A 13,551-nucleotide genomic window follows, 5' to 3' on the forward strand; every position below is an offset into this window, starting at 1 on the left:
TCTCCCACTGCGGACCGCGCCCGGACCGCGCCCGCGCCCCGGCCGGCCACTCGCCCGCAGCCGGAAACCCGGCCCTCCACCCAACCGTTGCGCGGCCGGCCCCTGCTGGCCCCTGCTCCGGATACCCGGCCGGCTTCTCCGGACAGCGCGGGGACAGACGGCACCGGTAAGGCTGTCCACCTTCACGAGGAAGTGACCTTCCCGCGTACGCCACGTGGTGAGGAACGTGCCGAAGACCGTTCGGTGCGGCCAGAGTGCGGGCCGGGCGTCGCGACGGGGCGAACGTTACGTGCCGCGGCACTTGGTCGTAGTCGTCCGGGGCGAACATGCCGTCCATGCCCTCTGGACGGCGCTCCCGTACCAGGACCTCGCCGAGGCTGCCCTTCAGGCCGGACAGGACGATCGCGGCGGCCGTGATCGGGGGAGACGACGCCGGCGGCCTGTTGGAAGGCCGAGGTTCGGCTGCCCTGCCAGGGGTTGGGGCGTCGGAACCGGACGAGGAGACCGGCTTCGGACTCCGTGAGACGGTGGCCCCGGGTGACACCTGCGCGTCACCACCGTCACCGGGTCACTCGCAGACTTCGGGCGCATGGCAGTAAAATCGCCCATATCGATGCCTGGCTTTCGAACCTGGGCTGCTGCGACCTTGGGGAGCGGCACGGTGGCGAGGTCTCCTGAGGAACGCGGGGTCACACACAGCGCTACCGCGCGCGACAGGTTGCTCTGCATGGTGCCTGTTCTGCTGCTGTTCGTCGGCCTGTTCGTCGGCCTCTTCACGCCCAGTGATGTCAGGCCTGTGGCCCTCCTCGCCACTGCCGTGGTCTCGGCCGCCGCGCTGCTGCCCCTGAAGGGGACCGTGCTCACCGGGGTGGGCGCGTGCGCCATCTTCTTCGGCCTGATAGTGCGCTTCCATGCACTGCGGGATGCGACCGCCTACTCCGAGCTGGCCACGCTCGCGGCAATTGCGGCGTTCGCCGTCTTCCTCAACCGTCTGCTCGGCCGACGCGCCCATCAACTGGTTCAGGTCCGCTCGGTGGCCGAGACCGCCCAGCTGGCGGTGCTGCATCCGATACCGCGCCACCTCGGGCACGTCGCGCTCGAAAGCCTGTACCTGGCCGCGGCGGCGGAAGCGCGGATCGGCGGCGACCTGTACGAGGCAATCCGCACCCCGCACAGCGTACGGCTGCTCATCGGTGACGTACGCGGTAAGGGCCTGCTCGCGGTCCAGACGGCCGCGACGCTGCTCAGCGCCTTCCGCGAGGCCGCCCACGACGCGCCTGACCTGCCCCACCTCGCGCGCCGCCTGGAGACGAGCGTGAGCCGCTACGCCTCCCAGTACCCGGGGGTCCCGGGCTCGGAGATCGCCGAACGTTTCATCACCGCTCTCCTCGCCGAGATCCCGGACGATGAACCGGTCGTCCGGACCGTCGCCTGCGGCCACCCGCCCCCGCTGCTGGTGCACCGCGGCGAGGTCCGGGAGCTGCCGGCCGCCGCTCCCTCGCCGCCGTTCAACCTGGGCATGCTGGTGAGCGATGAGTACCACGTCGACCTCGCCCCCTTCCACCCCGGAGACCTGCTCCTGCTGTACACCGACGGGGTCACCGAGACCCGCGACCGCTCCGGCGCCTTCTACCCCCTCGTCGAGCGCATCCGCTCGTGGAGCGGCGAGGCGCCCCACCAGCTCCTCGAGCATCTCCACCGCGACCTGGTCGCCTACAGCGACGGCGAGCTCGACGACGACATCGCTGCCCTCGTCGCTCGACGGCGCCCGGGCCCCAGAGCGTGAGACGAGGCTCTGACCTGTGCGGGTTCGCCGGAACTTGTTCGAGGTGACCCCCGCCGTCCCCGCCTCCCGGCCCAGGACGACCACCGACCCCCGAACCGACACCGGGCACCCCGTTCCGTAGTGGGCAGAACCGCCCGCCGCGAGAAGCCCCTTATTCCCCTACAAAGTTGAAAGGTTGAAGAACAACCAGAGAGGTGTGCCCGGAAACGTGCTCAGAGGGCGGCGCCCGGAAGCTGGATTCCTGCGGGCGCCGGGCGGGTGGGCCGGCCGGTCGTGAGGGGGTGGGACGAGCTGGGTGGGACGAGCTGGGTGGGCCGGCCGGCCCGGGGCCCGGATCAGGTGTGGGGGCGGTCGCCCGGCTCCTGGGTGGGCATCTGCTGGTCGGTGGTGGGCAGCACGGGCTTGGGCAGCGTCTCGACGTCGTGCTCGGCCTGCTCCAGCTGCTCGGCCGTGTCGTCGGGCAGCGCGGGCGGTGTGGCCACCGTCGAACCGAACCGGAACGCCGACGTCAGATCGCCGAAGGTGCTCCGGCGCCAGGCGGAGATGTTCGTCTCCCGCACGCCCGTGAACTGCTCCAGGAACTGGAGCACGGAGGTGTGGTCGAACGCCTCACTGGCCACCCAGCCGCCGACGGTCCAGGGCGAGACGATGATGCACGGCACCCGGAACCCGCCGCCGATCGGCTGGCCGCTGACGAACTCGTTCGCCGTCCCGGCCGGCGGCGTCGGCGGCACGACGTGGTCGAAGAGGCCGTCGTTCTCGTCGTAGTTGAGGATGAAGGCGGTCTTCGCCCACACGTCCGGGTTGGACGCGATGGCCTCGATCTTCTGCGCCACGAAGTCCGCGCCGGCCGCGGGCAGGTAGTCCGGGTGCTCGGACTGCGTGCTGGTGGGGATGATCCAGGAGACCGCGGGCAGCCGGTCGTTGCGCGCGTCGTCCTCGAAGGTGCCCTCGGGCTGCGGGCGCACACCGCGCTCGTAGAGGTCGGAGCCGGGCTGCGCGTTCTTGAAGGTCGCGAAGTTCTCCAGCATGTTGCAGCCGTAGTCGTCGTCCTGCTGGTACACCTTCCAGCTGATCCCGGCCGCCTGCAGGCGCTCCGCATAGGTCTTCCAGCGGTACGGGGACGGCGCCGAGTTGCTGATGACGGGGCCGCCCAGGGTGCCGCCCGGGTCGATGGTCCCCGTCATCCAGTAGAGGCGGTTCGGCCAGGTGGGGCCCATGACCGAGCAGAAGTAGTTGTCGCAGATGGTGAAGTTCTCCGCGAGGGCGAACTGGAAGGGGATGTCCTCGCGGGTGTGGTAGCCCATGACGTACGGGCCGTTGGCGCCGTCCGCCTTGCGGTGCGCGGGCAGCCAGTTGTCCATCTTGCCGCCGTTCCAGGCCTGGTGCTGCACCGTGAAGGCGTGGCTGGTGGACGGGATGGCCTGGGCGCTGGTGGTGTGGGTGTCCAGGTGGAACGGCAGCATGTAGCCCTTGGGGTTGACCGAGTCGGGCTGGTAGAAGACCGAGCGGCCGGTGGAGAGGGTCAGGGCGTCGGGGTCGTCGAAGCCGCGGACCCCGGAGAGGGTGCCGAAGTAGTGGTCGAACGATCGGTTCTCCTGCATCAGCAGGACGACATGCTCGACGTCCTGCAGCGAGCCGCCGCGCGCGGGCCCCGCGGCGACGGCCCGCTGCACGCTGGGAGGCAGCAGCGAGAGCGCCGCCGCCCCGCCCAGGACGCCTGCCGCCGATCCGAGGAGTCTGCGACGAGTCAACTCGGCCATGACTGTCCCTTCTTGAGCACTCCTGATGACTGGCCCTGAGGGGTGTCGGCCCCTGGGGCCGGTGGGCCACTCTCCAGGCGGCACATGAGGCGCAGCGGCGATCGGCGGTGAACGTGCCGACAACAAGTGGCGACACTTGACCGAGCCCCGACCTCCTATACCGGGGCGTTGACCGCACACGCCCCCGGGTTTGCCCAATGAGGACGAAAAGACCGGCCGTAGGGGGGAGGCAGGCAGGCGCGAGCGTGCGGTTCGGGTGCAGGTGACCGAGTGGGGCCGGGCGCGGCGGCACCCTGAGGCACGGGCGGCACCGGCGCACGCCGTCCGCCGTCCGGAGCGCTCCGCCGCTCCGGTGCGCCCCATCCTTCCCGGCACCCACCGCCCCCGGCGCACCGCCGCCGTGCCGGTGCGCGCCCACCGCGCCGCCACGCCCGACGTGCCGGCGCCCCCCGCCATGCCGGTGCACCGCAGTCGTGTACCGCAGTCCCGACGTGCTGCCGTCCGACCCTCGCTGCCGGTGCAGGCCCCGACGTGCCGGCGGCCGCCCGCCGGTCCGGTGCGCACTGCCGTGCCGGCGCACGGCATCCTGCCTGGCCGCGGGCCGCGGGCCGCGGGCTGCGGGGCGCGGGGCGCGGGCCGCGGGGCGCAGGGCGCGGGCCGCGGGGCGCAGGGCGCGGGCCGCGGGGCGCAGGGCGCGGGGCTGCGGGGTAGAGCTCGCGGCCCGGCGCCGCCTCTCGGGGTCGCGTCAGGGCCTTTCTCAGGGTCGAGTCAGGGTTCCGCCGGCGGGCCCGGCTGGCTTACTCTTGACTCAGTCAAAGCTGATAGGACTCAGTCAGAGCCAGGTGAATCGGTCGTGGCCGCTCGACTCGGTCCGGCCACCGTGCGAAGGGGGACGCCATGCCGACGAGGAAGAGGACGGACGGGAAAGGCACCGCGGACACCGCGGGGACCGCAGGCACTCCACGTGCCGCGGACACCGCAGACACCGCGGACACCCCACCTGCCGCACGTACCGCGGGCAGCGCACGCGCCGGAAGCGCCGCGGCCAGCGGAAGCCCGGGCGGCACCGGCAGGGGAAGCCCCGCGGTCACCGCCGAGCCGGCCGGAGCGCCCACGCAGCCGAGCCGGCACACCCGCGGCGGAAGCACCGACGCCCCCGCCCAGCCCATCCACGACATCCGCGCCTTCAACCGCTTCTACACCAACCTCATCGGCGCCCTCGACTACAGCCGCCAGCTCTACGTCCCCTACACGCTCACCGAGGCCAGGGTCCTCTACGAGCTGGCCCACTCACCGCGGACCGACGCGGCAGACCTGCGCGGCGCGCTGTCGCTGGACGCCGGCTACCTGAGCCGGCTGCTGGCCAAGTTCGAGAAGGCCGAGCTGGTCGAGCGCGCTCCGTCCCGGCACGACCCACGCCGCCAGAGCATTACCCTGACCGGCCGCGGCCGCAGCGCCGCCGAGCTGCTGGACGAGCGCTCCCGGGAAAGCGTGGGCGCCCTGCTCGGCAGGGTCCCGGCGCGCGACCGCCCCCGTCTCACGGCCGCCATGCGCACCATCCAGGACATCCTCTCCCAGGATCGTGCCCCGCACCCCGACGACGTCCTGCTGCGCGCCCCCGGCCCCGGCGACCTGGGCTGGATCGTCCAGCGCAACGCCGCGGTCTACGCGGCGGAGTTCGGCTGGAACACCGAGTACGAGGCCTTGGTGGCCCGCATCGTCGCCGACTTCGCGGAGCGGCACGATCCGCGCCTGGAGCGCGTCTGGATCGCGGAGCTGGACGACCGGCCGGTGGGCTGCGTGATGTGCGTACGGGACACCCACGGGTCCACCGGCGGCCCGGCGGCCGGAGCCACCTCCGCGGCATCGTCCCCCGGCACCGCCCGCCTGCGCCTGCTGCTGGTGGAGCCGGATGCGCGGGGCCTCGGGATAGGGGATCGCCTGGTGGGGACGTGCGTCGCGTTCGCCCGAGACGCCGGGTACGACGACATGGTCCTGTGGACCAACGACGTCCTGCACGCGGCCCGCCGCATCTACCGGCGCCACGGCTTCACCCTCACCGCCGAGGAGCCGCACCACTCGTTCGGCGTCGACCTGACCGGCCAGGACTGGCACCTGCCGCTGCGCACCACGGAGGACGCGCCCCTGCCCGCGGAGGACGCGCCCCTGCCCGCCGAGGCCGGTACACCTCCGGAGGGCCGGATACCCAGGTGAGGCGAGGGCGCCGACGAGACGGGCACCCGAGACAGGGTCGCCGGCGGAGACGGGCACCGCCCAAGACAGGACCGCCGACCGAGACCGGCACCGCCCAAGACAGGAACGCCGACCGACGGACGCGACTGATGGCCGACCGACCGACGCGACTGATGTCGGGGGGTTACACGGGCGCAGGGCGGATAGGGTCCGCTGCATGAAACTGGCGTTCTCCACTCTCGGCGTGCCCGGACTCCCCGTCTCCGACGTGGTCTGGCTTGCGGCGGACCACGGCTTCCACGGCGTCGAACTGCGCGCCCACCCCGAGGAGCCGGTGCACCCCGGCATCGGTCCGGCCGAGCGGTCCGAGGTCGTCGCCCGGTTCCAGGAGCGCGGCATCGAGATCGTGGGCATGGCGGGGTACGCCCGCGTGGCCGCGCCCGGCGACGACGAGCCCGTGCTCGCGGAGATCCGTGCCCTGCTCGACCTCGCCCACGACCTGGGTGCGCCCTACATCCGGGTCTTCCCCGGCGGCGGCACCGAGCAGTCCCGCGAGGCCGCGGACGTCACGGCGGCCCGCCGGCTGGGCACCGCCGCCGAATACGCCACGGAGCGCGACGTCAGGATCCTGCTGGAGACCCATGACTCGCACCGCACCGGCGCGGACGCCATCCGTGTCCTGGGGCAGGTCGGGCACGGCCGGGTCGGCGCGCTGTGGGACGTGATGCACACCTGGCTGGGCGGTGAGCAGCCCCAGGAGACCCTGGCCGCCCTCTCCCCCCACCTCGGCTATGTGCAGGTCAAGGACATCGGCTCCGCCGAGGACACCACCCCGCTGCCGCTGGGCGCCGGGATTCTGCCGCTCGGCGAGTGCGTGGAGGTGCTCAGCCGCGCGGGCTGGGAGGGCTGGCTCTGCTGGGAGTACGAGAAGCGCTGGTACGAGAGCGCACCGCCGCTCCCACCCCTGCTCTCCGCGGGCCGCGACCACCTGACCCGCCTGCTCACCGAGGCGGCCTAGCCCTGCCGGGCCGCGCCCCGGTACCGCGTCCCCGACGGCCGCGGCCGGCCTCCGAACACAGGCAGGCGGTTTCCGGAGGACTGCCCACTCCCGAGCCACCCACGACCTCCGAGGCCAGGCGCCCACGCCCCACCAGGGCACAGGCGACCCCACCCCACGCCCCACCAGGGCACAGGCGACCCCACCCCACGCCCCACCAGGGCACAGGCGAGACCTCACCCCCACGGCCTTCCGGGCCCAGGCGACCCCGCCCCCACGGCCCCCAGGGCACAGGCGAACCCCGCGGCCCCGGGTATCGGGCATCGGTCCGCTCCCAGGCGGCTTGTCCGACCGTTTACAGAGGGTCCATGGTCAAAAGATCCGTCCCGCCTCGCCGCGCAGTACCGTCGGAAATGTCGAGAGTCAATGTTCGTCTCTATCCATCGGGCACCGTTCTCGACAAGTGAGACAACGCCAGGCCCCACCTCCGGCAGTGGCTGGAAGAGGGCTCCGAGCCGATCAACGAGAACGCAAGGCGGTGGCCCGAGTACGCGGGCGCGAGCCGAACGGCGCCACGACCCACAAGGTTGATCATGGAAAAAGAGCACGTCATCCCCGAGCCCGGCTGCGCGGAGATACGCATCACGGCGACGTCTCCCGATACGGCAAGGCGTGTGGCTCACGTGCTGCGTGCCTGGTTCGCGAGCACGGAGGAATCCAGCCACCCCACGAGCAGCACCGGCTCGGGCACCCATGTCCACCTCACCGTGGACACCACCCGCCCTCCGGAGCCCGCCACGGACCAGGAACCCGCACTGCCCGGAAACCCCGTGACCGGAGCCCGGCAGATCTGGCCGTGACCCGGCGGCCTGCGGCACCCACGGCCGGAAGACCGACCTGGCCCCGCCCGCCCCGCCGGCACCACCGTCGACTCCGCCTACCCGATCCGGGCCGATGCCCACCCGGCCTCTGCCCTGCCTCACCCGCCACCTACCCTGCACCGCCCGGCTCACGATCCACCGTGCGGCTGTACATGGTGATATCTGCCCCCGATAGTGGAATCTGCTGTTATGGGAAAAGCGGAGGAACGATCACACGACGTCCCGGCCGACAGGTCCGAGGGCTACGGGGAGCGGCTGCTCGGGATGCTGCTGGACCGCGCGCACGAGATGCCGCCGGAGCTGATCGCTCCCCTTGTCGCCGATGAGATCGCCCGGGCGGGCGGACGTGATGTGTCGGTCCTGTTGCAGGACTACGAGCAGTCGTTGCTCGTACCGCTCCCCGGCAGGAAGCTGGTGAAGGAGCCACCTCAGCGGATCGCCGGAACGAACGCGGGAAGGGCGTTCATCGAGGCCCGGATCGTCGAGGTGCCGGAGCCGCACGGGGTGCGGATGTACCTGCCGCTCCTGGACGGCAGCGACCAGGTCGGCGTCATGGCCGTCACCCTGGACCGGGTGGACGACGACGACCGGCGGCTGTTGTGGCGGCTCGCCGGGCTGGTCGCCGACATGCTGGTCACGAAGAACGGCTACACCGACGTCTTCAACGTGGCCAGGCGGCGTGGCGCGATGAGCGTGGCCGCCGAGATCCAGTGGTCACTGCTGCCGCCGCTGCGCATGTCGGTGCCGCAGGTGGAGGTGGCGGGCATCCTGGAGCCCGCCTACGAGGTGGCGGGTGACAGCTTCGACTACGCCCTGAACGGCGACGTTCTGCACGCCGCCATGATCGACGCGATGGGGCACGGGCTCGACGCGGCCGTCATGGCCACGGCCGCGATCGGCGCCTACCGCCACTCCCGCCGGGCGTTCGTCGGCCTCTCCGAGATCTACTCCTTCATGGACGAGGTCATCGCCGACCAGTTCGGTCCGGAGCAGTTCGTCACCGCGCAGATGATGCAGCTCAACGTCGCGACGGGCCGTCTGCAGTGGGTCAACGCCGGCCACCCGGCCCCGCTGCTGATCCGGGACGGTGACGTCATCGGTCAGCTCACGGGCCGTACGACGCTCCCGGTCGGCTTCGGCGGGCGCGAACCGCTCGTGAGCGAGCAGCCGCTGCGGCAGGGTGATCGCGTGCTGTGCTTCACCGACGGCCTCGTCGAGGAGCACGCCGCCGGGGAGAAGGAGTTCGGCCTCGACCAGTTGGTCGGCATCGTCTCCGAGGTCGGGCGGCGCGATGAGAGCGTCCGCTCGACGGTGCGCGAGCTCTCCCACGCGCTGAAGCTCGCGCGCGGCGGAGTGACCAGCGACGATGCGACGATCTTCCTCATCGAATGGCGCGGCGGCTCCGCGGATTCGCTGGCCGTGCCGACCTGAACGGCCAGCACACGGCAGCCCGCTCGCCGCCCCCGGATCGCCGGGTGCCGGAGCGCACGGCCCTTCGTACCGGTTCCGGTCACATGACCGCCGCGCGGGCCACGGGCCGGGGGCCGACGCGTGCCGCGGCGGGGCCCGGGTAGCCGCGTGGCAGGCGACAGGGCACAGGCGAGGCGACTCCGAAGTCTGGGGAGCCGCCCTGGACTTGGGGTTTCGTGTGGCGCGCAAAGTGGAGCTGTTCGGTTTCGGATTCGGCAGGGCGAACCGGCGGAAGGACGACAAGCCGGCCGGACGGAAGGACGCCGGGGCGGCCCGCGGGAAGGACCGCAAGGCCTCCGGCGGGAAGACGGCCAAGGCGACGGGGCGGGGCGGGAGGACGGCTGCGCGCGGACGGAAGACGGCGGGGGGCGGGGAGCCCGCGAAGGGGCCCGGCTCCGCCGGGGGACGGCGGCCGCGGACGGGCGGCAGGAGCGACACCGCCGCAGAGGCGGCCAGGACGGCCAGGACGGCCAAGACCTCCAAGACCTCCAAGGCCTCCAAGACCTCCAAGGCCGCAGCGGAGCCCCCTGCCGCGCCCAAGGTGCCGACCGTGGTGCGGGCGCTCGTGATGCTGGTGGCGTTCGCCGCGATGGTCGTCTTCGCGGTGGTGCTCGCCAAGCTGACGCTGGTGCCCTCCCCGGCCTCGGAGCCGCTGACGCACAGCAACCTCCGTCCGGGCGACTCGATCCGCGCCGATGTCGACCAGCCCGGCTTCCGGAACACGGTCAAACAGATCGGGGGGAACCTCGTGCTGGGCGTGCCGTTCGGGCTGCTGCTGCCGGTACTGTTCCCCAGGGCCCGGGGGCTGGTACGGGTGGCGGCCGGCACGGCGGGGGTGATGCTGCTGGTGGAGCTGGTGCAGGGCGCGCTGGTCACCGGCCGCGCCTTCGACATCGACGACGTCATCCTCAACACCGGTGGCGCGCTGGTCGGCTATCTCCTCCTCGGACGGCGGATGGGCCGCGCCGTCCACCCCCGCCGCCGCCACTGGTGGCACCGCTTCACCAAACGGCCGTTCACCAAACGCCCGGTCCAGGAGTGAGGCACGCGCCAACCCTTGACGGAAAATAATTTTCCGTCTATCGATCGTCTTCGTAAGTTTCCTTCACCACTTGCTCGCTTCCGCCTGCCGTACACACCACCGTCCGACGCTCTCCGGGTCACCGGTCCTCCTGAGGGAAGGAGCGCACGTGCAGTTCCGACATGCCGGCCCCTCCAGACGCAGCCTGCTCGCCGCCACGGCGGGCGCGGCCGCACTGGCGGCCACCGCCACCGGCACCGCCCACGCCGCCGACGGCACCGGGGCCGAAGCCGCCCCGGCCGGCGGCACGCCCCGCACGTTCTCCCACCGCCCCGACGACGCCGAGCTGAAGAAGCTCATCTCCGGTATGACGCTGGAGGAGAAGGTCGGCCAGGTCTTCGTGATGCGGGTCTACGGCGCCTCGGCCACCGACCCCGACCAGGCCGACATCGACGCCAACCTGGACGAGATCGGCGTCAGGACGGCCGCTGAGCTGATCGCCACGTACCGCGTCGGCGGCATCATCTACTTCGCCTGGGCGCACAACACCCAGAACCCCCACCAGATCGCGGACCTCTCCAACGGCATCCAGCGGGCCGGCCTGACCCAGCCCCGGGGGCTGCCGCTGCTGATCGCCACGGACCAGGAGTACGGGATAGTGGCGCGCGTCGGCGCCCCGGCGACCCTGCTGCCCGGCGCGATGGCGCTGGGCGCCGGCGGCTCGCGCTCCGACGCCCGGGAGGCCGCCCGGATCGGCGGCACCGAGCTGCGCGCCCTCGGCATCCGCCAGGACTACGCTCCGGACGCCGACGTCAACGTGAACCCGGCGAACCCGGTGATCGGCGTGCGCTCGTTCGGCGCCGACCCGGAGGCGGTGGCGGGCCTGGTCGCCGCGCAGGTGAAGGGGTACCAGAGCGCCGGTGTCGCCAGCACCTCCAAGCACTTCCCCGGGCACGGCGACACCGCCACCGACAGCCACTACGGCTTCCCCGTCATCCAGCACAGCCGCGAGCAGTGGGACACGCTGGACGCGCCGCCGTTCCGCGCGGCGATCGCGGCGGGCATCGACTCCGTGATGACCGCCCACATCATGGTTCCGGCGCTGGACGCCTCCGGCGACCCGGCCACCCTCTCGGAGCCCATTCTCACGGGCATCCTCCGCGGCGAGCTGGGCTACGACGGCGTGGTGATCACGGACTCGCTCGGCATGGCGGGCGTCCGCGAGAAGTACGGCGACGACCGGGTGCCCGTGCTGGCCCTCAAGGCGGGCGTCGACCAGCTCCTCAACCCACCGGACCTGGACCTCGCCTGGCACGCCGTCCTGGACGCCGTCAAGAGCGGCGAGCTGACGGAGGAGCGGCTCGACGAGTCGATCCTGCGCATCCTGCGGCTCAAGGCGCGCCGGGACCTGTTCACTGCCCCCTACGTCACCCAGGCGGGCGTGGACCGCACCGTCGGCTCCCGGGCGCACCTGGCCGCGGCCGACCGGATCGCCGAGCACACCACCACGTTGCTGGTCAACGAGGAGCGGGTGCTGCCGCTGTCCCGGCGCACGGGCGCCGACATCCTCGTGGTGGGCGCCGACCCGGCCTCCCCGTCCGGCACCACGGGCCCGCCCACCACCGTGCTCGCGGGGGCCCTGACAGAGCTGGGCTTCAAGGCGACCGCCCTGTCCACCGGAGCGTCCGGCAACCCGTCCCAGGCCGTGATCGACCAGGCGGTGGCCGCGGCGGCCGGCAAGGACGCGGTGCTCGTCGGCACGTACAACATCACGGCGTCAGGCTCCCAGCGCACCCTGGTCCAGGCCCTGGCCGACACCGGCGTGCCGGTGATCGTCCTCGCCATCCGCAACCCGTACGACGCGGCGTATGTGCCGGACGCCAAGGCGGTGCTGGCCGCGTACTCCTGGACGGACGTGGAGCTGCGCGCCGCCGTCCGGGTCATCGCGGGCCGCGCCCGGCCGCGCGGCCGGCTGCCGGTCGCGGTGCCGAGCGCGGACGACCCGGCGAAGGAGCTGTACCCGATCGGGTACGGGCTGTCGTACTGAGGGCCGTACGGCTGCCGTGGCCGACCGCTCCCCGGAGCCCCCGGAGCCCCCTCGTCCGGGGGCTCCGGGGGAAACACCGGTGCCGAGCCTCACCGGCAGGGCGGCCGGTACGCGAGGTCCGGGAAGTAGTGCCGCCACTTGGCCGGGCTGAGCGGCCGGCGGGCCGGGCGGCCGCAGATCTGGGACCGGGCCGCGCGCAGGGAGGGCAGCCACAGGCGGGCGGTGTGGTCGGAGCTGCCGGTGAGCAGGCGCCGTCCGTCGGGGCTGTAGGCGACCGCGTTCACGGCCCCCGAATGGCCGGCGAGGACGTACACGAGGCGCGGCCGCCGCGGATCGGTGAGGTCGGTGATCCGCGCGGTGCGGTCGTCGCTCCCGCTGAGCAGGTGGCGGCCGTCGGGGCTGAAGGCGAGGGCGGTGACGACGTCGGCGTGCCCGGAGATCACCGCCGAGCCGCCGCGGGTGCCGGGGGTCGTGCACATCCCAGAGGCGGATGGCGTGGTCGTCGCTGCCGGAGGCCACCAGACGCCCGTCCGGGCTGAACGCGACGGCGCTCACGAAGTCCCGGTGGCCGGTGAGCACGCTGAGGGTGTGGGGGTGGGACGGGTCGGCGATGTCCCAGAGCCGGACGGTGCGGTCGTCGCTGCCGATGGCGAGCACCCGGCCGTCCGGGCTGAACGCGACCGGCCTGACGTTCAGCCGGTGCCCGGTGAGGACCGCCAGCGGGCGCGCCCTGGCCGGGTCGTGGACGTCCCAGAGCCGGACGGTGTGGTCGTAGCTGCCGGTGGCGAGCAGCTGCCCGTCGGGGCTGAACGCCACCGAGAAGACCACGTCCCGGTGGCCGGTGAGGCGGGCCTGAAGCCTCGGCCTGCGCGGGTCGGCCAGGCTGAACAGCCGCACGGCCCGGTCCCGTCCCACGGTGGCCAGGTGCCGTCCGTCCGGGCTGAACGCCAGGCCCGAGACGATGTCGGGGTGGGTGAGGACGGCCGGCAGCGGGACCGGGTGCAGCGGGTCGGCGATGTCCCACAGCCGCACGGTGCGGTCGAAGCTGCCGGTGGCCACCAAGCGCCCGTCCGGGCTGAACGCCACCGCCGAGACGGCCTGGGTGTGGCCGGGCTGCCCGGTGTGCGGCGGCAGGTCCACGGCCGAGCTGCCGAGCAGCGCGCTCCGCGTGGTGTCGCCGGGCGCCAACCGGTGGGCGGCCAGGGCGAGCTGGCCGGCCAGCTCCGGCCGCGTCGGGCGCAGAGCCATCGCCTCCCCGGCGACCTCGCGGGCCAGGGACGCGTCGCGCTGCCCGGCCAGTTCGCTGCGGGCGCGCACCGCCATGACCGCCGAACCGACCGCGAGCACCAGCAGCACCGTCAGCAGCCCGACGAGCTGCCGCATCCGGCGGGTC

The 13,551-nt window shown here is 72.9% G+C and carries 9 protein-coding genes and 1 pseudogene; 7 read left to right on the plus strand and 3 right to left on the minus strand.

Translation table 11 applies throughout. From position 1 onward, the window contains the following. Positions 1 to 727: 727 nt before the first annotated feature. Positions 728 to 1,786 (plus strand): PP2C family protein-serine/threonine phosphatase, encoded by a 1,059-nt coding sequence (locus ACSMXW_RS10640; RefSeq protein ID WP_485805560.1) that lies wholly within the window; start codon positions 728 to 730, stop codon positions 1,784 to 1,786. 335 nt (positions 1,787 to 2,121) lie between these two features. Here the strand turns inward: ACSMXW_RS10640 and ACSMXW_RS10645 are convergent, their stop codons facing one another. Then, positions 2,122 to 3,549: an alkaline phosphatase family protein gene (locus ACSMXW_RS10645; RefSeq protein WP_485805562.1), complete on the minus strand. Its 1,428-nt coding sequence runs from the start codon at positions 3,547 to 3,549 to the stop codon at positions 2,122 to 2,124. A gap of 1,167 nt (positions 3,550 to 4,716) precedes the next feature. Between ACSMXW_RS10645 and ACSMXW_RS10650 the strand changes: the two genes are divergently transcribed. From ACSMXW_RS10650 to ACSMXW_RS10675, 6 genes are all read left to right on the plus strand, one after another. Next, positions 4,717 to 5,763: a bifunctional helix-turn-helix transcriptional regulator/GNAT family N-acetyltransferase gene (locus ACSMXW_RS10650; protein WP_485807943.1), complete on the plus strand. Its 1,047-nt coding sequence runs from the start codon at positions 4,717 to 4,719 to the stop codon at positions 5,761 to 5,763. Positions 5,764 to 5,959: 196 nt separating this feature from the next. Next, positions 5,960 to 6,760, plus strand: a complete 801-nt coding sequence (locus ACSMXW_RS10655) for a sugar phosphate isomerase/epimerase family protein (protein WP_485805564.1) — start codon at positions 5,960 to 5,962, stop codon at positions 6,758 to 6,760. A 572-nt stretch (positions 6,761 to 7,332) separates the two neighbouring features. After that, positions 7,333 to 7,599 (plus strand): hypothetical protein, encoded by a 267-nt coding sequence (locus tag ACSMXW_RS10660; RefSeq protein WP_485805566.1) that lies wholly within the window; start codon positions 7,333 to 7,335, stop codon positions 7,597 to 7,599. 210 nt (positions 7,600 to 7,809) lie between these two features. Next, positions 7,810 to 9,051, plus strand: a complete 1,242-nt coding sequence (locus tag ACSMXW_RS10665) for a PP2C family protein-serine/threonine phosphatase (protein WP_485805568.1) — start codon at positions 7,810 to 7,812, stop codon at positions 9,049 to 9,051. A gap of 217 nt (positions 9,052 to 9,268) precedes the next feature. Continuing rightward, a complete protein-coding gene (locus tag ACSMXW_RS10670; RefSeq protein ID WP_485805569.1) occupies positions 9,269 to 10,132 on the plus strand; it encodes a VanZ family protein in 864 nt (287 codons plus the stop codon). Between the two features lie 148 nt (positions 10,133 to 10,280). Further along, on the plus strand, positions 10,281 to 12,158 hold the full coding sequence (locus ACSMXW_RS10675) for a glycoside hydrolase family 3 protein (RefSeq protein WP_485805571.1): 1,878 nt from the start codon (positions 10,281 to 10,283) through the stop codon (positions 12,156 to 12,158). 89 nt (positions 12,159 to 12,247) lie between these two features. Here ACSMXW_RS10675 and ACSMXW_RS10680 read toward each other — a convergent pair whose 3' ends face one another. Next, positions 12,248 to 12,637, minus strand: coding sequence for a WD40 repeat domain-containing protein (locus ACSMXW_RS10680; protein ID WP_485805573.1), 390 nt, complete (start codon positions 12,635 to 12,637; stop codon positions 12,248 to 12,250). A gap of 49 nt (positions 12,638 to 12,686) precedes the next feature. Beyond that, a pseudogene (locus tag ACSMXW_RS10685) lies at positions 12,687 to 13,541 on the minus strand (WD40 repeat domain-containing protein); the annotation flags it as partial. Positions 13,542 to 13,551: the final 10 nt, after the last annotated feature.

It is taken from the genome of Streptomyces sp. DSM 116793 (genome assembly GCF_057320905.1).

Bases quoted from the DNA above. Each gene is read 5' to 3' on its own strand.
- ACSMXW_RS10640 (WP_485805560.1), top strand. From the start codon at position 728: ATGGTGCCTGTTCTGCTGCTGTTCGTCGGCCTGTTCGTCGGCCTCTTC.
- ACSMXW_RS10645 (WP_485805562.1), bottom strand. From the start codon at position 3,549: ATGGCCGAGTTGACTCGTCGCAGACTCCTCGGATCGGCGGCAGGCGTC.
- ACSMXW_RS10680 (WP_485805573.1), bottom strand. From the start codon at position 12,637: ATGTGCACGACCCCCGGCACCCGCGGCGGCTCGGCGGTGATCTCCGGG.
- ACSMXW_RS10665 (WP_485805568.1), top strand. From the start codon at position 7,810: ATGGGAAAAGCGGAGGAACGATCACACGACGTCCCGGCCGACAGGTCC.
- ACSMXW_RS10655 (WP_485805564.1), top strand. From the start codon at position 5,960: ATGAAACTGGCGTTCTCCACTCTCGGCGTGCCCGGACTCCCCGTCTCC.
- ACSMXW_RS10660 (WP_485805566.1), top strand. From the start codon at position 7,333: ATGGAAAAAGAGCACGTCATCCCCGAGCCCGGCTGCGCGGAGATACGC.